Here is a 26,254-nt window from a genome sequence, read left to right on the forward strand (position 1 = left end):
CACCGCGTAAGGCACGCACTTCTGGCCGCTCGATCAGCTCGCACGCTTGGCGTAGAAACGGCTTGATGCCGCTCGGTGCCTCGACCCCAGCTTCACGTAGGATGCCGCGCAGCAGGTTGATGCGTTGCACTCGTGATTTCTTCCAGCCCTCGCGAAGCTTGTGGAGTTGTTGCACTTGCTGCTGTTGCACACTCTTGACCGGAACCGGGCGGATCTCCTGGCAGCGAGCCGCTTCCAGAATGGCATCGCAGTCGTTGCGATCGGTCTTGTTGCGCCGCCGATACGGGCGCACGTAACGGGGATGCAAGAGCACGACGCGATGTCCGTTCTCCTGCATTACGCGGCCCCAATGGTGAGCGGTGCCACAGGCCTCCATCACCCACTCGACAGGCTCGACCTGCTCCTGTACATATCGCGCAAATGCCCCCGGATCGAGCCGCCTGCGCCGATCCACTCGGCCGACCTGGACACTCTCGGCAACCTGGTAAACGGACTTGGCCAAATCAACCGCTATGCGTTTCATCGCACCTCTCCCAGCGAACAGTCACCACGGTGTTATAGAAGAAACGTGGTGTAGGGAGAGTTCATTACAGCCTTCAAACCGTTCACTTCGCTCACTGGGACGGGCTAAAGCCCGCCCCTTAACCAAACGTTAGGGATGACTGATATTAATGCGCGAAATTTCATACTCAGTAATTGCATCGATAATTGTGTTCTTCTGCAACAACCTACTTACAGCCACACTGCTCTCAGGTACAAGTAAGCTCAATCCAAATACTCAAGTATTAGCCGTTGATTTAATTTCGTGGGGTATTCATTCCTTCGCTGCTTCGTTATTCATGGCAAAGCAGCACCCCGCCCTACCATTATTAAAAGCATTAACTATTATTTTCACACTGTTCATCTTAATATCTTTTACAACGGAAACAATAACTCACACACAAACACCCCAATCAAGCAACCTACTTTCATTTATTTATTTGCCCCCATACGTCATAATTTCAACAGCCGTAATACTTGGCTTTATTCTAGGGAATAGACGGCCAATCCTTAACTAGTGGTTCAAATCGTTCGCTACGCTCACTGGGACTTGCTAAAGCCCGCCATTTAACCAAACGTTAGGCATAAGATGAAATTCCCAGATTATCCCGTACAACCAAAACTAAAATGGAGTTTGCTTTTGGTATGTATAAGCCTGTTAATCTTCTGCCTCTACCAAATCGCCACCGGCTTAATTAGAGGAACGATCTCCATTCCACTGAGGGGTCATACCGAGGCAATCATTCACTTAGGAGATTCGCCCTTTGGGTTTTTTCTGTGCCTTTTGGGCTGGTTGATTTTTGCGTGTAACTCAGGCTATGTTGCGCATCACATATATCATCGAAAAACAATATCTAAATGAAAGTGGCGGAGCCTAACAAACGTATATGGACTCTCCCCACAAGCAGTGAGGAATAGCTTTTCGATTCTGTCGTCAGCGCGGTTGCATTCGTATATCCGGCCTGTTCTGGGCACTGCCCTGGCCATTCTGTAGTTCGCGCAGCAGGGGCCAAGCGTTCAAGCGATCAAGCGATCACGAAGATCATGATTGTTATCGGCCTTGCTCTGCTGCAGGACTCGCCTGTTCCGACAGTCTCGCTTCTCACCACAACCACTAGAAACCCTTCACTTCACCTTGTTAATCCCCGCCGTCAGGCGGGCTTTGTGCTGCGCCAGTTGCCGCTAAACCGGCGCTCATGACACCACACGGCCCAGCAGATTCTTACCAGTTTGTTCGCTAGCGCCACGGCGGCCTTGTTGAGACCGATGCGTTCAGCGGTGTGCAGTGCGTAGCTTTGCAGTTGCGTCAGCCGCTCGGGCACAACGATTCGCAAAGACCCCGCGTGTCATCGAGGCTGAAGATCTATAGGCAGCGCTTGGTTTAGATAATCCATGAACAATCGTACTTTGGGCGTCAGTGCGTGGCGGTCGCGCAGGCAGAGGTAATAGTCCAGGGGCGCGGCTTCTGCGCGGCTGCGTGTGCGCGTGCTGCTGGAAAACAGTTCGACCAGTTCGCCACGCGCAAGATAAGGCGCAGCAACGAAGCTTGCCAAACGAGTGATTCCACCGCCGGCCGCAGCGCACTGGGCAAGCGCGTCGATATCGTTGCTGCTCATGGACGCTTTCACCGGCGCATCGAAGCAAACATCGTCGCGCCTGAATGGCCAGCGCAGGAATCGGCCGTCGGAGGCCACGCGAAAGAGCAGGCAGTCGTGATCGCGCAGTGCTTCAGGCTCATCCGGGCGCCCGGCGCGCGCGAGGTAGGAGGGTGCAGCGCAGTATAGGGCTTGGGCTGTCGCGATGCGTTTAGCGACCATCCCGTCTTCGAGGTGCTGCGCGATGCGAATGCTGATATCCACCGATTCGAGGATGTGATCAATGCTGTCATCCCGTGTGAGCAATTCGCACTGGATACGCGGGTGCCGCGCTGTGAAGCCTGGAATCAGCGGTGCCAATACATGACGGCCAAACGCTGCGCTCGCCGCGATGCGCAGGTGCCCTTGGGGTTCGTCGTGCAATTCGCTAACGGCGGCGCGCGCCGCGTCGAGGTTGTTCACAACGTCCCTTACGCGTTCGAAATACACCGCACCGGCGTCCGTCAGGGCAAGGTTGCGGGTCGTGCGCGTCAATAGCCGTACGCCAAGACTTTGTTCAAGGCGAGCAATGTTTTGGCTGGCCGCCGCCGCGCTGATACCAGCCAGCCGGGCGCCAGCGGCAATGCTGCCCGTTTCCACCGCTTTGACGAAGCTTGCAAGGCCGCGAAGCGTATCCATGGTGCTAACCCGACACTGGTGATCCGTAAGTTTAGCTTGATACTGGGATCATGCGGATCGCTCTACTGAACGCCGCTGCTACAAGGTACGGTGGCGCCCTTCATTTGCTTTAACGGAGCCGTCAATGAAAGAACGTTGTGTAGATTCGCTTTCGACTCGAACGTGGAAACTGCCTGTGAAGGCCACACCGGTTGTCTTCGCGTTTTTCATGTCCAGCATCATGGCGTTGCTGATGTGTCTGGTGATCACTGCCGCAAATACCGGGATGGGCCCGGGCTATTTTCACGCGGTGCTTACGGCTTACCAATTGGCGATGCCGGTCGCTTTCGTCTGCGTGATGCTGGTAAGGCCGGTGGTTATGCGTTTGGTTCGGATGACTGTACGCAGCGAATGAGCGGACTTGAAGAAAGCTTAGGCTGATGGCGTGAGAAGCGAGGTCGAGCTCGCGCTCGTTGATTGACGCGCGCGATGATTCCCGAGGCGTCTGAGCCGTCGTGCAAGGTGGCCTTGCCTTTAGCTAGCAACGTACTTCAGCAGCCATTGCCGCTGAATCGCCGCTCATGACACCACACCGCCCGGCAGATCCTTACCCGCTTGTTCGCCAGCGCCACGGCGCCCTTGTTGTGGCCAATCCTCCAGGCGCGTTGCAATGCATGCGCTGACGTATCATTCCGCTCCCCCTGTACTTATCCGTTGCGAGTAAACACACCCTTGACCCCGCTTGAACTCATCGCCTCGACGCTAGGCGTTATCGCCGTATGGCTCACCGTGCGGCAGAACGCCTGGTGCTGGCCTGTCGGGTTGGCCATGGTGCTGCTGTATGCCTGGTTCTTCTTTGCCGCCCGCCTGTATTCGCAGGTGCTGTTGCACAGCGTCTTTGCGGCAATGCAGCTGTATGGCTGGTGGTCATGGACGCGGGGCGGTGATCAGGAAGGGAGACGGCCTGTCGTGCTTGCGAGCAGGCACGAGGTGCTCGTTGGGCTTGCGGCTGCTGGGGTTGTAACGCTGGTGCTTGGCGGGATGATGGCGCGATACACCGAGGCCGCCCTGCCCTGGCCTGATGCGGCGTTGACGGCGTTCAGCCTGCTTGCGCAGCTGTGGATGGCACTCAAGCGCTGGCAGTGCTGGCTGTTGTGGATCGTCGTTGATGTGCTCTACGTAGTCTTCTTCGTTTATCAGGCTTACTGGCTTACCGCGGGCCTGTACGGCCTCTTCACGTTGCTGGCGGTCATGGGTCTGCGCGAATGGCACCGCTCACGCATGGCCGCGCTATGAAGGTGCTGGTACTGACCGGCGCAGAGTCGACCGGCAAGAGTTGGTTGGCATCGCGCCTGCAGCAGCGCTTTGGTGGGCTGGTGGTGGATGAGTACGTGCGCCACTTCATCGAATGCAAAGGGCGTGATACTAGCCTTGGCGATATCCCAGCCATCGCGCGCGGGCAGCTTGCCTGGGAGGACGCCGCCCGGGCCGAAGCGCCGCCGTTGCTGATTCTCGACACGCATCTACTGAGCAATATGCTCTGGAGCCAGACGCTCTTCGGTGACTGCCCTGCCTGGCTTGAAGATGAGTTACTGGCTCGCCGTTACGATCAGCATCTGTTGCTCTCCCCCGAGGGTGTCGAGTGGCACGCTGACAGCCAGCGCTGCCAACCGGCGATGGAAGAGCGCTTACGGTTTCATCACCAGTGCCGCGCCTGGTTGGAGCGCCACGCGCAGCCATTCGTAGAGATCACTGGCGACTGGGCGAGCCGTGAGCAGCAGGCCGTCTCCGTCACCCGCGCCTTGCTGGGCAAATGAGCAACAGAGGGGTGCTCAGCTGAAATTTGAGCTGGAGCGGCGGACGATCTTGATCGAGTGCTTGAGCGTTGGCTTGCGTGTCACGCTGATCGCCTTGCGGGTAACGGTGTCGATAGTGATATTCCAGAAGCCGGAGCTCGGGACAGTGATGCGCGCCGGAAAGCGATCAAACGCGCCGCCATGATAGGTGTGGCGCCCGCCATTCTTGAAGCTGCGGAAGTTGGCATCGTTCATCAGGCGGATGTTGCAGGGCTGCGAGCATTCGATGACGACGAGGTCATCTTCATTGAGGTGTTCGCGCTGGTGGATGAATTTCATGGTCGGCTCCAGTCGGCCTGTAGATCGGCGCGGACAATAGCACGGCGCCCGGCTGTGGCGGACCACGCCTATCGATAATGTATATGCTTTGGAGCCCATACCACCGGGGGTGTGGCGGTGGTAGCATCCGCGCCCTATGCGAATCCAGGACGTCCATCAGCGCCTCGCCGACCTCGGCGCCAAACCCCGCCACATCGGGCGGATGACCCGTGCCTGGCTAAAGGGCCAGCCGCTGGAGATTGGTCGTCGGCAGCAACAAGCCGAGCATTTCCTGCCCTTGAGCGTGCGTGAAGGCCTGCCCCAGGTCAGCGAGGAAATTGCCGGCCTTGCGCGCTTGCGTTCCGAGCATCCCGCCGCCGACGGCTCGGCCCGCTTGCTGGTGGAGCTGGCCGATGGGCAGATGGTCGAGAGTGTGCTGTTGCCGCGTGATGGTCTGTGTGTCTCCAGCCAGGTCGGTTGCGCGGTGGGATGCGTGTTCTGCATGACCGGCAAGAGCGGCCTGCTGCGCCAATTGGGCAGCGCCGAGATCGTTGCCCAGGTCGCCCTTGCACGTCGTTTCCGGCCGGTGAAGAAGGTCGTGTTCATGGGGATGGGTGAGCCCGCCCATAACCTGGACAATGTGCTAGAAGCTATCGACCTGCTCGGAACCGATGGCGGTATCGGCCACAAAAATCTGGTGTTTTCCACCGTGGGCGATCCGCGTGTATTCGAGCGACTGCCGCAGCAGCAGGTCAAGCCTGCCCTCGCCCTCTCGCTGCATACCACCGACGCCGAACTGCGCCAGGCCTTGCTGCCCCGTGCGCCGCGCATCGACCCGGACGAGCTGGTCGAACTCGGTGAGGCCTATGCGCGAGCGGTCGGCTTTCCGATCCAGTACCAGTGGACGCTCCTCAAGGGCATCAACGATACCCAGGACGAAATGGACGGCATCCTGCGCCTGCTCAAAGGGCGCTATGCGGTAATGAACCTGATTCCCTACAACAGCCTGGAACTCGACGAATTCCAGCGTCCCGCAGGCGAGCGCATCGTGCAGATGGTGCGCTATCTACACAGCCGGGGCGTGTTGACCAAGGTACGTAATTCAGCAGGCCAGGACATCGACGGCGGTTGCGGCCAGCTGCGCGCGCGGGCCACCGAGGTCATCGCCCGCCGCTCGCGGCACGAGCCGCTGTAGTGCCAATTCGCAGCGGCCCTCTCTGGATACGAACCGGCGGCCGGATCGGTGGTCCCAGCAAAAGCACAACGCCGTCGTGAAGGAACAGTCCTTGAAGCATCATTGCCTGATCACCCCGCTATTTGCATAGGCGCCCGACCTGGTAGCGGCATACATAGTACGGAGCAGCAACTTCGATCGCGCCTGCTGACATAGCCGCAACGCAGCGCCCACGGTCACCCGACCGCACGCCAACGGAAGACGAGACGACGCATGCACACACTGGAGCAACTCAAGCGCGGCGAACTGGCGGGCACGACCCGGCTCGACCTGTCGGCCGAACTCGCCGAGTTTCCGCCAGAAATCTTCGATCTGGCCGATAGCCTCGAAGTGCTCAACCTGTCGGGCAACCGGCTCAGCAGCTTGCCCGCGGACCTGCACCGACTCCATCGCCTGAAGATCCTGTTCTGCTCGCACAATCGCTTCACCGAAGTGCCAGCATCGGTCGGGCGGTGTGAGCAGCTGGAGATGGTCGGTTTCAAGGCCAACCAGATCAGCCACCTACCGGCCGAGGCGCTACCGCCACGGTTGCGCTGGCTGACACTGACTGACAACCGTCTGGAACATCTGCCGGAAGCCCTGGGCGACTGCGAGCGGCTGCAAAAGTTGTTGCTCGCGGGCAACTGCCTGCAGGCATTGCCCGCGAGCCTCGCCCGATGCAGCAACCTTGAGCTGATTCGCATTGCAGCCAACCAGCTGACTTCGCTGCCCGACTGGTTATTGACGATGCCCCGCCTCGCCTGGCTCGCCTTCGCCGGCAACCCGTTCAGCGATGCCAACGAGGCCGTAACGTTGTCGCTTCACCCACTGCCGCCGGTGTCACGCGAGACGATCACGCTCGAAGAGGTGCTCGGCCAGGGGGCCTCAGGGGTGATTTACCGCGCGATATGGCAGCCGGCTGGCCAGCCAGCGCGCGCCATGGCGGCGAAGCTGTTCAAGGGCAGCGTGACCAGTGACGGGCTGCCGCACAGCGAAATGGCCGCCAGTATCGCCGCCGGCGTGCATCCGAACCTGGTCCGCGTGACCGGGCCCTTGGCCGAGGGTGCCGAAGAAGCACCCGGGCTATTGCTCGAACTGATCGAACCGCAGTTCCAGCCACTGGCCGGCCCGCCTTCGCTTGAGAGCTGCACACGTGACTGCTATGCGCAGGATCAGCGCTTCAGCCTCGAGCAAACGCTCGGGATAGCACGAGGTGTAGCGTCGGTCACGGCTCACCTGCATGCGCTCGGCATACTGCATGGGGATCTGTACGCCCATAACTTGCTGGTCGATCCTGCAGGCCAGTGCCTGCTCAGCGATTTCGGCGCCGCCTCGTTCTTCGAGCCCGACACCGTTCAAGGGCTGGCGCTGCAGCGAATCGAGGCTCGGGCGTTTGGTTGTCTGCTCGAAGAGCTGCTCAAGCGTACCGAGCCAGCCGATCAGCAGGCACGCATCGATGCGCTCTGGCAGTTGCAGCGTCGCTGCGTCGCTGAGCAAAGCCTTGAGCGGCCAACCTTCGAATGGCTATCCGGGCAACTGGCCACCCTCGAGTTATCGCGTCAGAGGCCGAAACGTAAACGGCGATACACTTTCAGCGCCAGCCAGTGATAAGGATGCGGTAGATGCAAGACCTCGATATCCAGCAGGACCCCTTCGTCATCGGCCTGAAGGAGCGTCTGCCGGGAGAACTGCGGGAGAGTTTCAGCGATGAGCAGCTCGAAGCCCTGAAAATAGCCTTCGGCGCTCGGAAGTGGGGCCAGCATCGGGTCGACCTGCGGGCCACTGTCCGCCTCTGGCGCTGGCGCTACTATTTCGTGCTACTGGCCGGACGCAACAAACGCGACCTCACTCGCGGTCAGCAGGAACTGTCGCGCGCGGCCAAGGCTGGCACCATCGCGCTCTTCCTGCTGTTTTCCCTGCTGCTCGGCCTGGCGGTGCTGTATCTGATCAAGTCGGCGCTGGGAATCGATGTGTTCCCCGGCTTTTCGCTAGGGTTGTGGGACTGGTTCAAGACCACCCTGCGCTAGCGCAGCAGCCGCGCGGCGTCTTCTTCTCCCAGGTATTCAACGAGAATCCGCCGCCAACTGCCGTCACGCTGCATTTCGACGAAGGTATCGGCCATGCGTTGCTGTAACGCCTGGCCGCCGTACAACTGAGCGTTGCCGGCAATATAACTGTCCAACTGCCCGATAGGCTCCCCCATGGTCAGGGCCTGCGAATAACCCAGCCGTCGCCACAGGTAACGGGCGCGCAGCTCGATCTCGTACCAGGCCACCACGCGCCCACTGTTCAACAGCTCGGCACCCTGTTCGGGGTCGGCCACCTCGACGATCTGCTGGCCCTCCCCGAGCTCTGCCCGGAGCTCCTGCGCTCTCGGCGTGCCGCCCATGACCGCAACGGGGCCGGCCGCAAGGGCATCGGCCAGTGTGTCGAATGGCCGACCGAGGCTTGCCACCGAATAGCGCGTAGCGAGCACATCCAGCAGCCAGATGAACTTGTCTTCGCGCTCGGGAAAGCGCCCCAGGTTCAGTACCAGCCCAGACGGATCGTCTGCTGCTTCGTACTGGACACGGCGCCAGGGGACGCTGCGAAACAGGCATTCGAGCTGCAACCGCGCGCAGAGCTGCTCGCTGAGTTCACCAAAAAGGCCCGGCGCCTGCTCGGTGCCGCCGGCGAATGGCATCTGCCCGTGGCCTACATAAATATTCATCGGCGCGGCAGTCGCCGAGGCCGTCGTGCAAGCCCACAGCAGGCCAACCGCCCCGCATCGCCAGTTCGATTCCTTTAAGTCCCTTGCCACCGACTTCTCCTTACCCTGACATCACGGGCGCCCATTGGCCCCCCGACCGAGGTCGCATCGACGCATGAACGCGGCATGCTGGAGTTTTAAAGTGCGTGGCGTCTTAAATCAACCTCGACGAACGGAGACGTTGCGGCAGCTCGCCTCGCCAGGCGGGTTCGCGCTGCTAGACTCCCGTTACGGAGGGCCTTCCCATGACCGAAGAATCGGACGATAAACCCCTGACGTTTGGTGAAATGCTATCCAGCGTACTGGCCGCTGCCCTTGGCGTGCAGAGCGGCAAAAACCGCGCCCGCGATTTCTCACGCGGCAAGCCGGTGCACTTCATCCTGCTGGGAGTGGGCTTCACGGCGGTTTTCGCTCTGACGCTACTGGGCATCGTGCTGCTAGTGATACACCTCGCGACACCTTAGCCCGCGGCCTCGCTACTGGTGGCTGACCCAGAACACCGCTGTGGCGACGGCCAGCATGATCAGAACGAAGATCGCGACGGCATCGACGCCACTGTCACGGTTGTGCGGATCGAATTTCTCGGTCATGGCCAATCCCCTGTTGTTGTGATTATCGGCTTGAGTTAAGACGACAAGCGCCCCTCGCTCAAGTCAGTCGCCTGCGTCTGCGTTAGCACTATTAGTTTGCTTCATATATAAAAACATCACTTTTGCACATAACACCTTGCTGCTATCGTGCCCGGCTCTGCGAAGTGCGCGGCCGTGCGCGCATTCAGCCGTAAGCAGCCTGACCGACAGGAATCTTCATGTACGTATACGACGAGTACGATCAACGGATCATCGAGGACCGCGTAAAGCAGTTCCGCGATCAGACCCGCCGCTATCTGGCCGGCGAACTGAGCGGAGAGGAATTCCGCCCGCTGCGCCTGCAGAACGGTCTCTATATCCAGCGCTATGCGCCGATGCTGCGGATCGCCGTGCCTTACGGGCTGCTGGGTAGTCACCAGCTGCGCAAGCTCGCACACATCGCCCGTCACTACGACAAGGGCTATGCCCACATCAGTACCCGTCAGAACGTGCAGTTCAACTGGCCCGAACTCGAGGACGTGCCCGAGATCCTCGCCGAGCTCGCCACGGTGCAGATGCATGCCATCCAGACCAGCGGCAACTGCATCCGCAACACCACCACCGATCAGTTCGCCGGCGTAGCGAAGGACGAACTGGTCGATCCGCGCCCCTGGTGCGAAATCATCCGCCAGTGGTCGACCTTCCACCCCGAATTCGCGCACCTGCCGCGCAAGTTCAAGATCGCCGTCAATGGCGCGGTCAGTGATCGCGCGGCGATCGAAGTGCACGACATCGGCCTGGAAGCCGTGCGCAACGGGGACGGCGAATTGGGCTTCCGCGTCTCGGTGGGTGGCGGCCTGGGCCGGACGCCGATCGTGGGCAGCTTCATCAACGAATTCCTGCCGTGGCAGCACCTGCTGTCCTACCTCGAGGCGATCCTGCGGGTGTACAACCGCTACGGCCGTCGCGACAACAAGTTCAAGGCGCGTATCAAGATCCTGGTCAAGGCGCTGACACCAGAAGTCTTCGCCGAGCGCGTCGAAGCCGAATGGGCGCACCTCAAGGATGGCCCGACCACCCTCACCGAAGCGGAAGTCGCGCGCGTCTCGGCGTTCTTCGTCGAGCCGCCCTACGAAGCGCTGGAAGACCAGACTGCCGCGCTTCAGGCACTCGATGCCGAACATCCCGGCTTCGCCCGCTGGCGCACGCGTAACGTCTTCGCCCACAAGAAGCCGGGTTATGCCGCGGTGACATTGTCGCTCAAGCCTACCGCGACGGCGCCCGGCGATATCACCGACAAGCAGTTCGACGCATTGGCCGACCTGGCCGACCGTTACTGCTTCGGCGAGGTCCGTACCTCGCACAACCAAAACATCATCCTTGCCGATATCCGCCAGAGCGATCTGTTCACTCTCTGGGGCGAGCTGCGCGAGCTTGGTTTCGCGACGCCGAACATCGGCTTGCTGACCGACATCATCTGCTGCCCTGGCGGTGATTTCTGCTCGCTGGCCAACGCCAAGTCGATCCCGATCGCCGAGGCGATCCAGCGCCGCTTCGAAGACCTGGATTTCCTCTTCGACATCGGCGATCTCGACCTCAACATCTCCGGCTGCATGAACGCCTGCGGCCACCATCACGTCGGCCACATCGGCATCCTCGGCGTGGACAAGAAGGGCGAGGAGTTCTATCAGGTCTCCTTGGGTGGCAGTGCGAGCCGCAACGCCAGCCTCGGGCAGATCCTCGGCCCCTCGTTCGCCCAGGACGTGATGCCGGATGTCATCAGCAAGATCATCGATGTGTACGTGGAGAGCCGCGAGGAAGACGAGCCCTTCATCGACACCTACCGCCGTATCGGCATCGCCCCCTTCAAGGAACGCGTCTATGCAGCGAATCATTAAGAACGGCCAGGTGATCGACGAGTCCTGGCACCTGCTGCCCAAGGACACGGCTCTGGAAGGGCTGTCCAATTGCGATGACATTATCGTCCCGCTGGGGCTGTGGCTCGAACACGGCCATGCCCTGCGCGCGCGCGACGGCGGGCTGGGCGTGTGGCTCGACAGCGATGAGGAAATCGAACTGATCGCCGATGACCTGGAGAAATTCCAGGTCATCGCGCTGAACTTCCCGGTTTTCACCGACGGTCGCCACTTCTCCACCGCACGCCTACTCCGCGAGCGTTATGGCTTCAAGGGCGAGGTACGCGCCATCGGCGATGTGCTTCGCGACCAGTTGTTCATGATGCAGCGCTGCGGTTTCGACGCCTTCGCCGTGCGCCCGGATCGCGATCCGTACGACGCGCTGCAAAGCCTCGGCGACTTCAGCGAGACATACCAGGCCGCGGTGGATCAGCCGCTGCCGCTGTTTCGCCGACGCCAGGGCTGAGCCCCGCCGCTTGAACGAAAAACCCGCCGACCGGCGGGTTTTTCGTTTTCTGTCACTGGTACATCCAGAAATTGGGATGCTCAAGGGGCATCTGACTCGACGGCTTCTCGGCTTTCTCGGAAGTGCTGCGCTTGAACAATGCGGCCAGTGCTTTCATGGTGATTCCCTGTAGTTGCGTTTGAGGTGGCGCTAATATTCCTCAATCGATCCCTGCAGGGTAGTTGGCGTTCTCTATCGTTTCGATTGGCGCTCAGTCAAGCCTGACGAGCGTGCGCCCGACCTGTCCTGCCCCGAGGATCCGCTCGATCTCGGCCGGCAGTTGTGCCAGCTCCACTTCATGCACCAGATCCTCGAGGGTCTCGATCTTCCATTGCAGCGAGAGCTTGTCCCACATCGAAGCCTTGACCACCAGCGGCAGCTCGACCGAGTCGACGCCCAGCAGATTCACGCCCCTGAGAATGAACGGCAGCACGTTGCCCTTGAACTCCGTCCCGGCGGTCAGTCCGCAGCAGGCCACGCTCGCGCCGCGCTGCAACGACTTGACCACGCTGAACAGAATGTCGCCGCCCACGGTATCGACTGCGCCGGCCCATTGCTCCTTGAGCAGCGGCTTCTCCCCGCCAGCTTGTAACGCCGCGCGATCGACGATCTGGCTGGCCCCCAGGCGGGTCAGAAATTCGCCCTGGTGCGCCTTGCCCGTCACTGCCGCCACGCTATGACCAAGGCTCGCTAGCAGCGCCACGGCGATACTACCGACCCCGCCGGTGGCGCCGGTAACCAAGATCGGGCCGGCATCAGGATGCAGCCCCGCTTGCTCGAGCTTGTCGACGCAAAGCCCGGCGGTCAGACCCGCGGTGCCGAGGATCATCGCTTCGCGCAGGCTCAGGCCCTGTGGGCGCTTGATCACCCAGGCCGCCGGGACGCGGATGTACTGCCCGAAGCCCCCAGCGGTGTTCATGCCCAGGTCATAGCCGGTGACGATGACCTCGTCGCCTTCAGCGAATTCGGCAATGCTGGATGCGGCCACCACGCCCGCCGCGTCTATGCCCGGAGTGTGCGGGTACTGGCGGGTAACGCCGCGATTGCCGCTCGCCGACAACGCATCCTTGAAGTTGAGCGATGAATAGCGAACCCGAATCAACACCTCGCCCTGCGGCAGATCGTCGATGTTGCGTTCGACCACCATGGTCGTGAACCGACCGTCCGCGCCCTCACTGGCCCGCAATGCCTTGAAGCTACTCATCGGGAGTCCCCTATTGCCAGAAGCGTTGTTCGTTCAGCCGGCTCCAGCCCTTGAGCAGGCTGTGCTCGAGCGCACCGCTCGCCGCCATGCCAAAACGCTCGGGCAGGCTCTTCTTCTGGGCGTAGTGCAGCTGGAACAGCTCGCACTCGCCGGCGCGCTCGGCCAGGTATTCATCGCTGGTCTTGATCTCGTCGATCAGTTGCTTGCCCAGCGCTGCCGTACCCAGCCACACCTCGCCGGTCGCCACCTCGTCAATCGCCAGTTGCGGGCGGTAACGGGCGACGAAGTTCTTGAACAGCTCGTGGGTGGTTTCCAGATCGTCCTGAAACTTCTCCCGCCCTTTTTCGGTGTTTTCGCCGAGCACCGTCAGGGTGCGCTTGTATTCACCTGCCGTCAGTACCTCGACGTCTACATCGTGCTTCTTGAGCAGACGATGGATATTGGGCAACTGAGCGACCACGCCGATTGACCCCAGGATCGAGAACGGCGCCGCTAGGATCTTCTCACCGATACACGCCATCATGTAGCCGCCGCTGGCAGCCACCTTGTCGACGCAGACGGTCAGGGGCACGCCCGCCTGGCGGATGCGCACCAGTTGCGAGGCCGCCAGGCCATAGCCATGGACCATGCCGCCGCCACTCTCCAGGCGAACCACTACTTCGTCTTTTGGCGTGGCCATGGTCAGCAGTGCGGTGATCTCGTGGCGCAGGTTATCGACTGCCGAGGCCTTTATATCCCCATCGAAATCGAGCACGAAGACCCGAGGCTTTTCCGCGCCGCTCTTCTTGGCCTGCTTGGCCGCTTTGGCCTCGCGCTTGCGCTGCGCCTTGTATGTGTCTTTGTCCCAGATCGCCAGCTCCAGGCGTTCGCGCAACGCCTTGTAGAAATCGTTGAGCTTGTGCACTTCCAGATGACCGCCGGCCTGCTTGGCGCGGCCTCTGCGCAGGGCCGCGATGGCCACCAGCACGACGATGATGGCCACGACCAGCGTCACGGTCTTGGCCAGAAAGCTTGCGTAATCGGCAAGAAAATCCACACGTCCTCCTAGGTTCACACGCCAACCGCCCGCAGAGCGCTGCCTGGCGTAGTCGCTCAAGCATACCGGCGCGGTGGGATACGGGCCAGCGAGCACAATTCAAACAGGCGTATGATTTATCGTTGACACCCGTGGGTGATGTCCCTACCCTCGCGAAAAATAGCGCTAGCGGGGCAGCGAGCATGGGCAGTATCTACCTGATCAGGCATGGTCAGGCGTCTTTCGGCGCAGATAACTATGATGTGCTCTCCCCGCTCGGTCACCAGCAGGCGCAAGCCCTGGGAGATCATCTGGGCCGGCTCGATGTCCGGCTCGATCGTTGTGTCTGTGGCGAACTGGACCGCCAGCGCGATACCGCGCGAGCCGCGCTACAACGCATGAGCGAGGCTGGAAGCCCGCCGGTGGAGCTGGAGGTCGACGCTGCCTTCAATGAATTCCATGCCGATGAGGTCATTCGAGCGCACCTGCAGGATTTGCTCGCTGTCGAGCCGCAAGCCATGGAGATCTTCCGCAACGCGGCCAATCACCGTGCCGAGTTTCAACGCCTGTTCAGCTATGTGATCGCGCGCTGGGTATCGGGCGAGCACGACAAGGAAGGCTTGGAAAGCTGGCAGACCTTCGTCAATCGCGTCCAAGGCGGCCTTGAGCGGTTGCTCGCCCAGGCCGGGAACAAGGACCGCATCGCGGTGTTCACATCCGGCGGGACCATCACTGCGCTGTTGCAACTGGTTATCGGCGTGCCGCCCATCAAGGCGTTCGAGTTGAACTGGCAGATCGTCAACACGTCCATCAGCCTCCTGAAGTTTCGCGACCGAGAGGTCGCACTGGCTTCCTTCAATAGTCACGTGCACCTGGAACTGTTGAAGAAGCCGGAGCTTGTCACCTACCGATAGGCTCCAGCCAGCCCGCGAGGTATCGCGGCATGTTTCTCCCCACACTTACAAGGAAATGACCATGAGCAACGTCGACCAAACCATCCAAGGCATGAAGGCGAAATTCAACTCCAGCGCGGCTGCCGGTCTGGACCTGATCTTCCAGTTCAACATCACCGATGCCGACAACTACTACATCGTGGTCAAGGACGGCACCTGTGACATCCAGCAGGGCGACTCCAGCGACGCCAACGTCACCCTGATCATGGATAGCGAGACGCTGCAGGGCATCATGACCGGCGAAACCGACGGCATGCAGGCATTCATGTCGGGCAAGCTGCGCACCGAGGGCGACATGATGCTGGCGTTGAAACTGGGCGAACTGTTCCCCAACTGATATCGCTCGTTCGCCGTGAAAAAAGAAACCGAAGCCCTCTGGCTTCGGTTTTTTTTCGCCCAGCCATCAGTGGCAATCATGCGCTCTGATCTAAGGGCAACACCCGCGCCGATAATGCCAGGAGCGGGGTTGGCGATACCGGGGCTGCCCATTAGATTAGCGGATCGCCTCGAGCTCCGAACATAATTAGAAGGGATAGACATGGCGCTTACCGACCAGACCAGCGCGATTCGCCAGGGTGAGGAATTGCCCGCGGACGTCATTGACGCCTACCTCAAGACGCATATCGACGGCCTCGTGGGCACACCTCGCATCAGCCAGTTTCCCGGCGGCGCTTCCAACCTGACCTACCTGCTCGAGTACCCGGACCAGGAATTCGTCCTACGTCGACCACCGTTCGGCCACAAGGCCAAATCGGCCCACGACATGGGCCGCGAGTACCGGATCCTCAATCAGCTCAACTCAGGCTTTCCCTACTGCCCCAAAGCCTACGTGCATTGCACCGACGAATCGGTGATCGGCGCCGAGTTCTATGTGATGGAGCGCGTCAAGGGCATCATCCTGCGCGCCGAACTTCCATCGGAGCTAAGCTTCGATGCCTCCCAGACGCGAGCGCTCTGCGAAAGCTTCATCGACAAGTTCGTCGAATTGCACAACGTCGACTACCAGGCGTGCGGCCTGGGCGATCTGGGCAGGCCCGAGGGCTATGTGAAGCGCCAGATAGAGGGTTGGATCGACCGTTACGAACGAGCCATGACCCCCGATGCCCCCAGCTGGGAGCCGGTCAAGGCATGGCTGAAGGACAAGATGCCCGCCGACCACCCCAAGCCCGCGATCGTCCACAACGATTACCGCTTCGACAATGTCATTCTCAGCGCCGAGAACCCGATGCAGATCATTGGCGTGCTCGACTGGGAACTGACCACTCTCGGCGATCCGCTGATGGATCTGGGCAATACCCTCGCCTACTGGATCGAAGCGGACGACCCGCAGCCAATGCAACTGATACGCCGCCAGCCGAGCCATATGCCCGGCATGCTCACCCGCCAGGGCTTCGCCGACTATTACGCCAGCCGTGCCGGGATCGAGATCCCCTGCATCGACTTCTACTATGTGTATGGGTTGTTTCGCCTGGCCGGGATCGTCCAGCAGATCTACTACCGCTTCCACCTCGGCCAGACCCAGGACAAGCGCTTCGCCCAGTTCATCCACATGAACAGGCTGCTGGAACAGAAGGCCTTGCAGGTGATAGGCCAGTCTTCGCTTTGAGTTCGTACTTCAAACATCGCGGCCAGCTGCGCCGCTGACCAAAAACAAGGAATCCGACATGCCCAAGACCACCCTTTTCGACCTGGACGGCAAGATCGCCTTCGTCTCTGGCGCCAGCCGCGGCATCGGCGAAGCCATCGCCAAGCTGCTCGCCCAGCAGGGCGCTCATGTGATCGTTTCCAGTCGCAAGCTCGACGGTTGCCAGGCAGTGGCCAATGCGATCACCGCGGCCGGAGGCAAGGCTACCGCCGTTGCCTGCCACATCGGCGAGATGGAGCAGATCCAGTCGGTCTTCGCGCAGATCCGCGAACAGTTCGGTCGCCTCGATATCCTGGTCAACAACGCCGCGACCAACCCGCAGTTCGGCCATGTGCTGGACACCGACCTGTCGGCCTTCCAGAAAACCATCGACGTGAACATTCGCGGTTATTTCTACATGTCGATCGAGGCCGGCAAGCTGATGCGCGAGCACGGTGGCGGCAGCATCATCAACGTGGCCTCGATCAACGGCGTTTCTCCCGGCAACTTCCAGGGCATCTACTCGATCACCAAGGGCGCAGTCATCAACATGACCAAGGTGTTCGCCAAGGAATGCGCCCAGTTCGGCATCCGCTGCAATGCATTATTGCCGGGCCTGACCGACACCAAGTTCGCTTCCGCGCTGGTCAAGAACGACGCCATCCGCGAACTCGCGCTGCAGCAGATCCCGCTGCGCCGCGTTGCGGACCCGGGCGAGATGGCAGGCGCCGTGCTCTACCTGGCCAGCGACGCCTCCAGCTACACCACCGGCGTGTCGCTGAATGTCGACGGTGGCTACCTTTCCTGATAGCGCGCCGTTACAAAAAAAGGGAGCCTGATCGGCTCCCTTTTTTATACCTACCCGGTATCACCAGTCTTTGAGCGCCTGGGTGGCCGCTGGATTCATAGGCTGCACCATCAGGCCGGTTGGCGCCAGGTTCACCTGGAATACCGCACCGTTGGCAATCGGCATGTAGTTGACTCGGCGCGCTTCGGAATCGACGAGGTACAGGTCACGCCCGGCCAGACGCAGCCAGCGCCAGAAGTCCAGTCCCAGTGGGCTTTCGGAAAGCGACACCAGCGCATGCCGTGCCTGACCCTGCTGCTCGACGGCCAGGTAACGCGCCGACAATCTGTCGAGGCGGTAGCCGGGCTCCAGTCCGATCAGCTCAGCCAGGCCTTTCCAGCGCAGGATGCGCATGTCCAGCTGCCAAAGATCACCTTCCAGGGTGACGCGGCGCTCATCATTACCCTGCACCAACCTGACGTCATAGCGTTGCGCGCCATCGGCATTGAAGGTCAACGTCACCACGGGACCGGTGTCCGGCAGCGGCCGGTAGTTGTGTACGTCATACGCAATCACCCCGATCAACGAGCCCAGCGCCAGCACCGCAAGCCCGAACGTGCCGCGCAGCCAACCCAGCAACCACTGCCCGCCCAGCAACAGGCGCAACGCCACCAACACCACGATCAATGCCAGAAACGCGACGGCCATTGCCAGCCCAAGGTATTGCATGAGGATTCATCCTTCCCTGTGAAAGTCGAAATTATCCGTACCCACTCAGCTGTCTACCGACGACTGCTTGGCACATTGATCATGATAAAGGATGGCGCATGAAGGCGATGGGGAGTGGTTCGCAGTCGCGCTCAGCGCGGAAAGGCCGGTGGCTCAAGGCCCAGGCGCGACGCCACGTAGAGATCGATCAGGTATCGCGCAATAGACTGTCGTGCGGGCAACACGGGTAGCGCATGGATGGAAAACCAGCGAGCATCCTCGATCTCTTCGGGCTGCGGCACGATCTCTCCGCTGTCGTACTGCGCATGGAAGCCGAGCATCAGCGAGTGAGGAAAAGGCCAGCCCTGGCTGCCGATATACCTGAGGTCGCGAACGGCCACGCCCACTTCCTCACGCACCTCACGCTCGACGCACTGCTCGACCGATTCTCCCGGCTCGACGAAACCGGCCAGGGTGCTGTAGACCCCAGGCGCGAAGCGTGCCGAGCGCGCCAGCAGCAGCTCGTCGCCACGGGTAACCAGCACGATCATACTTGGCGACAGGCGTGGGTACTGATGCAGTCCGCATGCCGGGCAATGCATGGCCCGCTCGCCGGTACGCTGTTGCATGGGCGTGCCGCAGCTACCACAGAAACGATGTTGATGCGCCCAGGTACCGATCTGCGCCGCGAATCCCAGCATGCGGAACAGATCGCGGTCGCCGTCCTGCAGCATGAACTGCCTCAGGCCCTGCCAGCGCGCCCCAGGGACGTCTTCATTCTGCGCGATCTCGAAGAGGAACACCGGCTCCCCGTCGAAATACCCCAGCCCCTGTTCGCTGACCACGCCCAGATCAAGCCGGTACAGCCAGTCCCGTGGAAAAAGCACGCCGTTGTCGTCGAATAAAAATTGCTGCTGGCTATGCACCAGAGCCCACCCGCCCGGCTGTGCCGGATCGAGCAGCTCTGGTTGCCAGCGAAGGCTCATCAGGCCGCCACCGGGAGACCCAGGGCTCGCACGCTTTCGGCCGTGAGGTCGAGCACGCTGGAGCGGCTCTGATCGCGGCGCAGTATGGCCCCGCCTTCAAGGTAGTACTCGAGGCTGGTCAGTGCGTCGGCAAGCGTCTCGAGCATTTGCTCGGATGGCATCTGCGGGCTGTCGATCATTTCCTTCTGGATGTACTCGGCGCACGCACCGATCAGTTCCGCCGCGCGTGCCTGGTCGAGGAACGTCAGGCCACCACGCACGGCCAGCAGGCTGAACGGCACGTTGGCCAAATGCAGCTTGTCGCCGTTGGACTCCAGGTAAGCAGTAATCGCCCGCTTGGCCAGCGCAAGGCCGGCAGTAGCCTCGTCGAGCACGACGATGCGCGCCTCGGTCAGCTGATGGTTGGCGAAGGTCTCGCCTTCCTGGCCAGGCTGCGCAATCTGCGGACGCGCATCGCGACGCTCGCCACGCTCCAGGCTGGCGACCATGCTCTCTACATAGAGCACGGCATCGGCAAGCTTCTGCAGCACTTCCGGCTGCGGCGCCTCTTCATGGCTCCAGGCACTGACCACCTGCAGCTGCGCGTGCAGCGCGTTGGCCGCAGAAGAAAGCCCCACCATGCCCAGGGTCTTCGCCAGCTTGGCGATCAGGGTATGCAGCGAGGAGAAGGCTTCGGCCGGCGCGGTACCGCGCTCGACCAGATCGAGCAGGTCCTTGAGGCTGGCCATCTCTTCGCGAATGGCCGAAGACAGGGATTTCATCACCGCCTGCCCCGGACCAGACAGACGATGGTATTCCTCTTCAAGCATGTGATCGGTGAACGGCAGCGAGGCCAGACCGAAAACATCGCGTACCTGGCTTACGGTAGGACCTGCGCTGTCGGCCAAGGCCACCAGATAGAGAAGTTCCTTGAGCAGGTTGCGCGGCGCCTCGTAGCCCGGATTACCGACGACCTGTCTGAGTTCGCGGTCGAGTCGGGAAAACAGCTGCTTGCGCGATTTGCGCGGCAGCAACTGGCCGTCGAGCTGAGCCTCCAGCGCCGCACTGCCCAGCCAGCACAGCCGGCCGCTGGGGGAATGACAGAGCAGCGCATCAAGACGAGTGAGCGCACGAACCATCAGCTTCAGGCTGGCCTGCAGGTTTTGTTCGCGAAGGAAGCCAAGCAGGCCGACCTGGTACATGTGCCGCAACCGGCGCGCTTCGCCTGCCAGATCTGCCGGGGCCTTGGATGCACGCCCGAGATCCGGACGCGGCTGGTCGAGGCGTACGCTGAAAAAGAAGCTTTCCGGCAACGGCGGCTGCGCCGCGGCGAGACGCAAGGCATTGATCGCCGGCAGTAACAGTTCGGGGATCTCCTGACGGCTGGCGTCGACGCTTTCCAGGTAGCGCCCGAGCACATAGAGCGCATTGCTCAACGCCGCCAGCTGGGTGTCGCGATCTTCCCCGGCGCCGACCGGTATGTCGGTCGCAAGCTGCAGGATTTCCTGCGCAAGCAGTTCGGCACCAGTGAGCTCGATGAGGTTCAGCGTACCGCGAACCTGATGCAGGCTTTCGACCGCCTGCTGTAGCAGGCTGCCGTTGTTGCGATCGACGATGAAGTGCTCGAGGCTCTGCTCGGCCTCTTCCATGGTGGCGAACAACTCATCGCGAACGAGACTGAGTGATGTAGCTCCAGTAACCATGCCTAGTGCGCCTCCCGCGCAACGTTCAGGTGGTGCATCAGTCGGCAAAGTCCGGCTTCTGTTTACTCATATGCGCTGCCATGGCCACTTTCAGATCGGCCGATTGCAGCATGGCGGCATTCCAGGTGGCGATGTATTCCAGGCCGTCGTCGACACGGTGATCGCGCATGTAGCGGATCATTTCCTTGGTCCCCCGAATCGCCACCGGGGATTTCTCGGCAATTTCCCGCGCCAGCGTGAATACGCCATCGAGCAGTGCTGCCTGATCGGCATAGGTGCGGTTGACCAGGCCGATAGCCCTGGCCTCTTCACCCTCGACGGTACGGCCAGTGAAGGCCAGTTCGCGCATCATGCCATCGCCGATGATGCGTGGCAGCCGTTGTAGCGTGCCTACATCCGCCGCCATGCCCATGTCGATCTCGCGAATCGAGAACTGCGCATCGAGCGTGCAATAGCGCATGTCACAGGCCGAGACCAGATCGATCGCGCCGCCCAGACAGTAACCGTGGATGGCCGCGATCACCGGCTTGCGACACAGGTCCACGGCATTGAACGACGCCTGCAACGAAAGGATCTTGCGCCGCAGCCGCTCGGCATTGCGGCCGACATCCTTGCCCAGCTCGCTGGCCGCCTGGGCCAGAAGCAGCAAATCGATACCCGAAGAGAAATGCTTGCCCGCACCGGACAAAACGACCACGCGCACCTCGTCCGTCTCGTCTATCCAGCGGAAGATCTCGACGATCTCCGACCAGAAGTCGGCGTTCATGGCGTTGACCTTATCGGGTCGGTTGATCACCACATGGGCGACCTTGTCGGCCAGCTCTATACGGAAGGCTTTGTACTCGATCACGCTATCTCCCTCGACAGCCAGGGCACTTAGACGCAAGGCAAAGATCTAAGCCGCGCAACTATAACAAGCGCAGGGGGAATGTCGATGCGGGACGATGTGAATCAGCCCACGGCATGAGTTAAGAAGATTTTTGACATTACACACATAAGCCTCTGATGAATGGCACAAAGCGGTCTCAAATCCCACGAATGCAGTCCACCGTGTAGATCGCGCCTGACGGGTCCACTTCGTTCTGCAAGCCATGGACATCGGCGTCGAATCCAGGGAAGCGCGTCGCGAACGTCTGGGCGAAGCGCAGGTAATCCAGAATCGAACGGCTCTCGGCCGTGAAGCGCTCGCCGGGCATGATCAGCGGAATGCCCGGCGGATAAGGCACCAGCATCACCGCGGCCACGCGCCCTTCCAGCTCATCGAGCGGGACCGCCTCTACGTCCCCGCGCACCAGCTTGTCATACGCATCGGCGGGCTTCATCGCCTGCTCGGGCAGAACGGTGTACATCCTGCGCATCGCGCGTGCAGTGGCATTCTCCCGATAGCAGCCATGCAGGGCGTCGCAAAGGTCGCGCAACCCCATGCCCTGGTAGGTCAAGGCACCTGCCCGTGCTACCGAAGGCAAGGCATCGCACAGAGGCAGGTTGGCATCGTAGTGCCGCTTGAACTCCAGCAGTTCGGTCAGCAGCGTGCTCCACTTGCCTTTGGTGATGCCCATGGAAAACAGCACGAGCATCGAGTACAGCCCGGTCTTCTCGACCACCAGCCCGCGCTCCCAGAGAAACTTGCTGACCACAGCCGCCGGGATGCCCCGCTCGCCCAGCCCGCCGGATGCGGTGAGCCCGGGCGTGACCAGAGTGACCTTGATCGGGTCGAGCAGTACGTAGTCGGGTGCGATCTCGCCAAAGCCGTGCCAGGACGCATCGGGCTCCAGCAGCCAGTCTCGCACCGTCACCTCATCGACACCGTCGGCCGACTCGGGCTGCCAGATCCCGAACCACCAGTCATCCGCAGCGAGGTTGGCGCCCAGGTTGGCCAGCGCACGGCGAAAACTCAGCGCCTCGTCGAAAGTCTCCTGGATCAGCGAACGCCCGGCAGGCCCCTCCATCATCGCCGAAGCGACATCCAGCGACGCGAGAATGCCGTACTGCGGAGAGGTGGAGATGTGCATCATGAAGGCTTCGTTGAAACGGTCGCGATCGAGCTGACGCGTTTGGCTGTCCAGCACATGGATCATCGAAGCCTGGCTGAAGGCCGCCAGCAGTTTGTGGGTCGAATGGGTGGTGAACACCAGTGGCCCCTGCTCCCGGGTATCCATCCCGTAGCGGCCGTCATAGAACTCATGGAACGCCGCATAGGCGTACCAGGCCTCGTCGAAATGCAGCGCCTGGACCGAGTCACCCAGCGTGCGCTTGATCAGATTGGCGTTGTAGCAGAGCCCGTCGTAGGTGGAGTTGGTCACCACGGCCAGACGAACCTTCGGTTCTCGCCCACGGGTCAGCGGGTTGGCATCGATCTTTGCCTGAATCGATTCGCGACTGAACTCGTTTAGCGGAATCGGCCCGATGATGCCCAGCTCGTTGCGTGACGGCGTGAGGTACAGCGGAATCGCCCCGGTCATGATGATCGAGTGCAGGATCGACTTATGGCAGTTGCGATCCACCAGCACCAGGTCGTCGCGCGCGACCATCGAGTGCCAGACGATCTTGTTCGCGGTAGAGGTGCCGTTGATGACGAAGAAGGTATGGTCGGCACCGAAGTTGCGCGCGGCGCGCTCCTCGGCAGCGGCCAGCGGGCCGGTATGGTCCAGCAGCGAACCGAGTTCGGGCACCGAGACCGAGAGATCCGAACGCAGCGTGTTTTCACCGAAGAACTGATGGAATGCCTGACCGACCGGACTCTTGCGAAACGCCACGCCGCCGCCATGCCCTGGCGTATGCCAGGAATAGTTGGACTCGCCGGTATGCTGAACCAGGGCGCGAAAGAATGGCGGCAACAGCCCTTCCAGGTAGTTGCGCGCCGCGCGGGCCACCTGGCGAGCCAGGAACGGCACCGTGTCCTCGTAGAGATAGAGCAAGCCACGCAGCTCGTTGAGGTCCGCCATGGCTTCAGCCGGTGCGTTCTCGATGGTGATCTGCTCGCCAAGGGCGAAGATCGGCAGCTTCGGCGCACGCCGTCGGGCCACTCGAATCAGCTCGACGACGTCGTGCAGCAAGCGCTGGTTGTCCCCAGCGCCCTCGGCGGCCACCAGAATGCAGGCCAATCCGTGGTGAGTCGAGGCGACGATCCGCCCCTCGGCCGAACTCACCGTCGGCAGAATGGTGAAGCCGTCCTGCTCCAGCTCCGTAGCAATACCACGCACGCGCTCGCCAGCGACGGTGTCGGCCTTGATGTCGCGGTGGACGATGAGGATCGGAAACTTGAGGTCTTTGTACATGCGCCGTTCCTGAAGGAATTCTCCTTCAGGGTAGAGGCTTGAGGCCCGCTGGCAAACCCGGTCGCGAGGCGCCCGTCAGGCATTTGGCGCGGAAGGCTGCTCCAGCTGTGCCCAAAGCGAGGCGCCACCGGCCGACTTCTCGATGGCCGCCAGCCGCGCGACATGCAGCGCGATCTCCTCTTCGCTGGCACGCAGAACCTTCGTGTGGCGGCGATCCGCGGGTAGACGCCGAATCGGCGTGGGCACCGCCCGGCCGCCACTGTTCTGGTCGGCACCATCACCGGCCAGGGACAGGTTGGTCTGTCCGCCGGTCATGGTCAGGTAGACGTCGGCAAGGATCTCGGCGTCGAGCAAGGCGCCGTGCAGGTCGCGACCGGAGTTGTCGACACCATAGCGCTTGCACAGGGCATCGAGGCTGTTGCGCTGACCCGGGTGGCGCTCGCGCGCCATCAGCAGGGTGTCGAGCACCGAACAATGATCAGTGATTTCGGCACGATCGCGCTGACCGAGCAGGGCGAATTCGTTATTGATGAAGCCGATGTCGAACGCCGCGTTGTGGATGATCAGCTGCGAGTCCTTGATGAACTCGAAGAATTCGTCGGCAACGTCCCGAAAGCGCGGCTTGTCCACCAGAAACTCGTTGGTGATCCCGTGTACCGCGATGGCGCCCTCGTCCACTTCCCGATCAGGTTGCAGATAGACATGGTAATGCCGGCCGGTCAGCTTTCGGCCGATGACTTCCACACAACCGATCTCGATGATTCGGTGACCATCGGTGACTGGCATGCCAGTGGTTTCGGTATCGAGTACTACGCTGCGCATCTGTTGCTCGCTTACAAAATGGGTTGTCGTTTGGCCTGGACCACGCCGCGGTTGGCCAAGAGGTCGGCGCGCTCGTTACCTGGATGGCCGGTGTGACCGCGGACCCATTCCCAGCGCACCTGGTGTCGGTTGACCTGCTCGTCGAGCTGCTGCCAGAGATCGGCATTCTTCACTGGCTGCTTGGCGGCTGTCTTCCAGCCCCGCTTCTTCCAGTTCGGCAACCACTCGGTAATGCCCTGCATGACGTACTGGGAATCGGTCACCAGACGCACCTCACAGGAACGCTTGAGTTCGGCCAGCGCCCGGATAGCAGCCATCAGCTCCATTCGATTGTTGGTGGTCTCGGCCTCACCGCCCCAGAGTTCGCGCTCGACGCCCTTGTAGATCAGCAGCGCGCCCCAACCGCCGGGGCCAGGATTGCCCTTGCACGCGCCGTCCGTATAGATCTCAACCTGGGTATCGCTCATGAATGAAAAAACACCTTGCGCCCTGAAAAGGCAAATTGAAGGAGTACCGACAATGTGGGCGCCAAGACCAGGTCAAGCGAGGCTATTGCTCGACGTCTCGGCGACTGATCTTGGCGACGGGCATGGGGATCAGCTTGCCCATCCGCTCGCGGCGGTCCTGGCGCAAAGGCCGGAGCCCCACCATCAGCTTGCGTGCCACGAGCAGATAGAACCCGCCAGCCGGCACCTGGATTCGCTGGCCAACCGGTTCCATGCGCGCCAGGCGCGATTGCCAGCGGCTCGACGAAAGCGGCGGACAATAGCACCCGAACCTGCGTTTCTCCAGTGCGAATCCCAACAGGTTCAGCCAGTCCCCGACGCGGCTAGCGCGTATGCAGCGCGCGTGGCGGAACGCCTCACGCGAGACTGCACGCCGCACGCCCCAAGCGCTCCAGGGGTTGACTCCGATGATCAGCAGATGCCCGCCTGGTCGCACACTGCGCGCCGCTTCGCGCAGCAACGCGTGGGGTGAATGGCTGAAGTCGAGTCCGTGCTGGAGCACCACGATATCCGCCGCATGCTCGCCCAAGGGCCAGGCCTGCTCGTCGCAGATAATTTCGACACCCGGCAGTGCCGCGCCGATTCTCACGCTGCGCTTGATCATCGGCGACTCGGGCAGCGAATCGACAAAGGGACCGTAATGCACCAGATAACTGCCGAAGCAGCGATCCAATTCGTCGCCTAGAGCCCGCTTCTCTTGCGCCAGAAGCTGTTGGCCAAGGGGACCGGCGAACCATTCACTGGCGTCGCGGATCATGTTCGACCAGGGGGAATCGAGCTGGGTGGACGGTAAAGGCTTCATCGTCAACTCCGTTCATCGATTGCGCCGGC

At 61.3% G+C, this 26,254-nt stretch carries 26 protein-coding genes and 3 pseudogenes; 13 read left to right on the plus strand and 16 right to left on the minus strand.

Going from position 1 to position 26,254, the window contains the following annotated elements; translation table 11 throughout:
• The 3 genes and pseudogenes from G7026_RS16830 to G7026_RS16840 all read right to left on the minus strand — a co-directional run.
• Positions 1–523: IS110 family transposase (locus tag G7026_RS16830; protein WP_181072078.1), on the minus strand; the 523-nt coding region annotated here is incomplete at its 3' end.
• Between the two features lie 1,168 nt (positions 524–1,691).
• Positions 1,692–1,859, minus strand: a pseudogene (locus G7026_RS16835) (IS110 family transposase); the annotation flags it as partial.
• Positions 1,860–1,886: 27 nt separating this feature from the next.
• Positions 1,887–2,813 carry a LysR family transcriptional regulator gene (locus tag G7026_RS16840; protein WP_181072079.1) on the minus strand — a complete coding sequence of 309 codons (927 nt, stop codon included), beginning with the start codon at positions 2,811–2,813 and terminating at the stop codon, positions 1,887–1,889.
• A gap of 124 nt (positions 2,814–2,937) precedes the next feature.
• Between G7026_RS16840 and G7026_RS16845 the strand changes: the two genes are divergently transcribed.
• The gene (locus G7026_RS16845; RefSeq protein ID WP_181072080.1) at positions 2,938–3,207 is read left to right on the plus strand and encodes a DUF2798 domain-containing protein; all 270 of its coding nucleotides are present in this window, start codon (positions 2,938–2,940) and stop codon (positions 3,205–3,207) included.
• A 136-nt stretch (positions 3,208–3,343) separates the two neighbouring features.
• On the opposite strand, the pseudogene G7026_RS16850 reads toward G7026_RS16845, so the two are convergent.
• Positions 3,344–3,466 (minus strand): annotated as a pseudogene (locus tag G7026_RS16850) (IS110 family transposase); the annotation flags it as partial.
• Positions 3,467–3,524: 58 nt separating this feature from the next.
• Between G7026_RS16850 and pnuC the strand changes: the two are divergent.
• Positions 3,525–4,088, plus strand: a complete 564-nt coding sequence (gene pnuC, locus G7026_RS16855; protein WP_181072081.1) for a nicotinamide riboside transporter PnuC — start codon at positions 3,525–3,527, stop codon at positions 4,086–4,088.
• A complete protein-coding gene (locus G7026_RS16860; protein WP_181072281.1) occupies positions 4,085–4,609 on the plus strand; it encodes an AAA family ATPase in 525 nt (174 codons plus the stop codon). The genes pnuC and G7026_RS16860 overlap by 4 nt, the downstream gene beginning before the upstream one ends.
• A gap of 15 nt (positions 4,610–4,624) precedes the next feature.
• Here the strand turns inward: G7026_RS16860 and G7026_RS16865 are convergent, their stop codons facing one another.
• Positions 4,625–4,927 carry a DUF1883 domain-containing protein gene (locus tag G7026_RS16865; RefSeq protein WP_181072082.1) on the minus strand — a complete coding sequence of 101 codons (303 nt, stop codon included), beginning with the start codon at positions 4,925–4,927 and terminating at the stop codon, positions 4,625–4,627.
• A 136-nt stretch (positions 4,928–5,063) separates the two neighbouring features.
• Here G7026_RS16865 and G7026_RS16870 point away from each other — a divergent pair, with 136 nt between their 5' ends.
• The 3 genes from G7026_RS16870 to G7026_RS16880 all read left to right on the plus strand — a co-directional run bounded on the left by G7026_RS16870 (position 5,064) and on the right by G7026_RS16880 (position 8,146).
• Complete coding sequence (locus tag G7026_RS16870) at positions 5,064–6,101, plus strand: RNA methyltransferase (RefSeq protein WP_181072083.1); 1,038 nt, start codon at positions 5,064–5,066, stop codon at positions 6,099–6,101.
• Positions 6,102–6,353: 252 nt separating this feature from the next.
• Entirely contained in the window at positions 6,354–7,727 is a 1,374-nt protein-coding gene (locus G7026_RS16875; protein WP_181072084.1) for a leucine-rich repeat-containing protein kinase family protein, read from the plus strand.
• A 14-nt stretch (positions 7,728–7,741) separates the two neighbouring features.
• A complete protein-coding gene (locus tag G7026_RS16880; RefSeq protein WP_181072085.1) occupies positions 7,742–8,146 on the plus strand; it encodes a 3-phosphoshikimate 1-carboxyvinyltransferase in 405 nt (134 codons plus the stop codon).
• On the opposite strand, the gene G7026_RS16885 is transcribed toward G7026_RS16880, so the two are convergent.
• The gene (locus G7026_RS16885; RefSeq protein WP_181072086.1) at positions 8,143–8,829 is read right to left on the minus strand and encodes a substrate-binding periplasmic protein; all 687 of its coding nucleotides are present in this window, start codon (positions 8,827–8,829) and stop codon (positions 8,143–8,145) included. The two genes, G7026_RS16880 and G7026_RS16885, sit on opposite strands and share 4 nt — an antisense overlap.
• Before the next feature lie 284 nt (positions 8,830–9,113).
• On the opposite strand from G7026_RS16885, the gene G7026_RS16890 reads away from it, so the two are divergent.
• The 3 genes from G7026_RS16890 to G7026_RS16900 all read left to right on the plus strand — a co-directional run bounded on the left by G7026_RS16890 (position 9,114) and on the right by G7026_RS16900 (position 11,819).
• Positions 9,114–9,332: a DUF2970 domain-containing protein gene (locus G7026_RS16890; protein WP_181072087.1), complete on the plus strand. Its 219-nt coding sequence runs from the start codon at positions 9,114–9,116 to the stop codon at positions 9,330–9,332.
• Between the two features lie 344 nt (positions 9,333–9,676).
• Complete coding sequence (locus tag G7026_RS16895) at positions 9,677–11,335, plus strand: nitrite/sulfite reductase (RefSeq protein WP_181072088.1); 1,659 nt, start codon at positions 9,677–9,679, stop codon at positions 11,333–11,335.
• The gene (locus tag G7026_RS16900; protein WP_178077315.1) at positions 11,319–11,819 is read left to right on the plus strand and encodes a DUF934 domain-containing protein; all 501 of its coding nucleotides are present in this window, start codon (positions 11,319–11,321) and stop codon (positions 11,817–11,819) included. The genes G7026_RS16895 and G7026_RS16900 overlap by 17 nt, the downstream gene beginning before the upstream one ends.
• 250 nt (positions 11,820–12,069) lie before the next feature.
• Here G7026_RS16900 and G7026_RS16905 read toward each other — a convergent pair whose 3' ends face one another.
• Positions 12,070–13,062, minus strand: coding sequence for a YhdH/YhfP family quinone oxidoreductase (locus G7026_RS16905; protein ID WP_181072089.1), 993 nt, complete (start codon positions 13,060–13,062; stop codon positions 12,070–12,072).
• A 10-nt stretch (positions 13,063–13,072) separates the two neighbouring features.
• Positions 13,073–14,098, minus strand: coding sequence for a protease SohB (sohB, locus tag G7026_RS16910; protein WP_181072090.1), 1,026 nt, complete (start codon positions 14,096–14,098; stop codon positions 13,073–13,075).
• Between the two features lie 182 nt (positions 14,099–14,280).
• Here sohB and G7026_RS16915 point away from each other — a divergent pair, with 182 nt between their 5' ends.
• The 4 genes and pseudogenes from G7026_RS16915 to G7026_RS16930 all read left to right on the plus strand — a co-directional run bounded on the left by G7026_RS16915 (position 14,281) and on the right by G7026_RS16930 (position 17,462).
• Positions 14,281–14,991, plus strand: coding sequence for a histidine phosphatase family protein (locus G7026_RS16915; protein WP_181072091.1), 711 nt, complete (start codon positions 14,281–14,283; stop codon positions 14,989–14,991).
• Positions 14,992–15,040: 49 nt separating this feature from the next.
• Positions 15,041–15,367, plus strand: a pseudogene (locus tag G7026_RS16920) (SCP2 sterol-binding domain-containing protein); the annotation flags it as partial.
• Between the two features lie 201 nt (positions 15,368–15,568).
• Entirely contained in the window at positions 15,569–16,636 is a 1,068-nt protein-coding gene (locus G7026_RS16925; RefSeq protein WP_181072092.1) for a phosphotransferase family protein, read from the plus strand.
• A gap of 58 nt (positions 16,637–16,694) precedes the next feature.
• Complete coding sequence (locus G7026_RS16930; RefSeq protein WP_181072093.1) at positions 16,695–17,462, plus strand: SDR family oxidoreductase; 768 nt, start codon at positions 16,695–16,697, stop codon at positions 17,460–17,462.
• Positions 17,463–17,522: 60 nt separating this feature from the next.
• Here the strand turns inward: G7026_RS16930 and G7026_RS16935 are convergent, their stop codons facing one another.
• From G7026_RS16935 to G7026_RS16970, 8 genes are all read right to left on the minus strand, one after another.
• Positions 17,523–18,170, minus strand: a complete 648-nt coding sequence (locus G7026_RS16935; RefSeq protein WP_181072094.1) for a hypothetical protein — start codon at positions 18,168–18,170, stop codon at positions 17,523–17,525.
• Between the two features lie 131 nt (positions 18,171–18,301).
• Positions 18,302–19,135 carry an NAD(+) diphosphatase gene (nudC, locus tag G7026_RS16940; protein WP_181072095.1) on the minus strand — a complete coding sequence of 278 codons (834 nt, stop codon included), beginning with the start codon at positions 19,133–19,135 and terminating at the stop codon, positions 18,302–18,304.
• A complete protein-coding gene (locus G7026_RS16945; RefSeq protein WP_181072096.1) occupies positions 19,135–20,817 on the minus strand; it encodes a ferrous iron transporter B in 1,683 nt (560 codons plus the stop codon). Before G7026_RS16945 ends, nudC begins: the two co-directional genes overlap by 1 nt.
• 37 nt (positions 20,818–20,854) lie before the next feature.
• Entirely contained in the window at positions 20,855–21,667 is an 813-nt protein-coding gene (locus G7026_RS16950) for a crotonase/enoyl-CoA hydratase family protein (RefSeq protein WP_181072097.1), read from the minus strand.
• A gap of 175 nt (positions 21,668–21,842) precedes the next feature.
• Positions 21,843–24,095, minus strand: a complete 2,253-nt coding sequence (locus G7026_RS16955) for an Orn/Lys/Arg family decarboxylase (protein ID WP_181072098.1) — start codon at positions 24,093–24,095, stop codon at positions 21,843–21,845.
• Positions 24,096–24,170: 75 nt separating this feature from the next.
• A complete protein-coding gene (gene dnaQ / locus G7026_RS16960) occupies positions 24,171–24,917 on the minus strand; it encodes a DNA polymerase III subunit epsilon (RefSeq protein WP_181072099.1) in 747 nt (248 codons plus the stop codon).
• Between the two features lie 11 nt (positions 24,918–24,928).
• Positions 24,929–25,384, minus strand: a complete 456-nt coding sequence (gene rnhA, locus G7026_RS16965; protein WP_181072100.1) for a ribonuclease HI — start codon at positions 25,382–25,384, stop codon at positions 24,929–24,931.
• A gap of 82 nt (positions 25,385–25,466) precedes the next feature.
• Positions 25,467–26,225, minus strand: a complete 759-nt coding sequence (locus G7026_RS16970) for a class I SAM-dependent methyltransferase (protein WP_181072101.1) — start codon at positions 26,223–26,225, stop codon at positions 25,467–25,469.
• Between the last annotated feature and the right edge of the window lie 29 nt (positions 26,226–26,254).

This window comes from Stutzerimonas azotifigens, from assembly GCF_013522725.1.
Taxonomy (GTDB): Bacteria; Pseudomonadota; Gammaproteobacteria; order Pseudomonadales; family Pseudomonadaceae; genus Stutzerimonas; species Stutzerimonas azotifigens_A.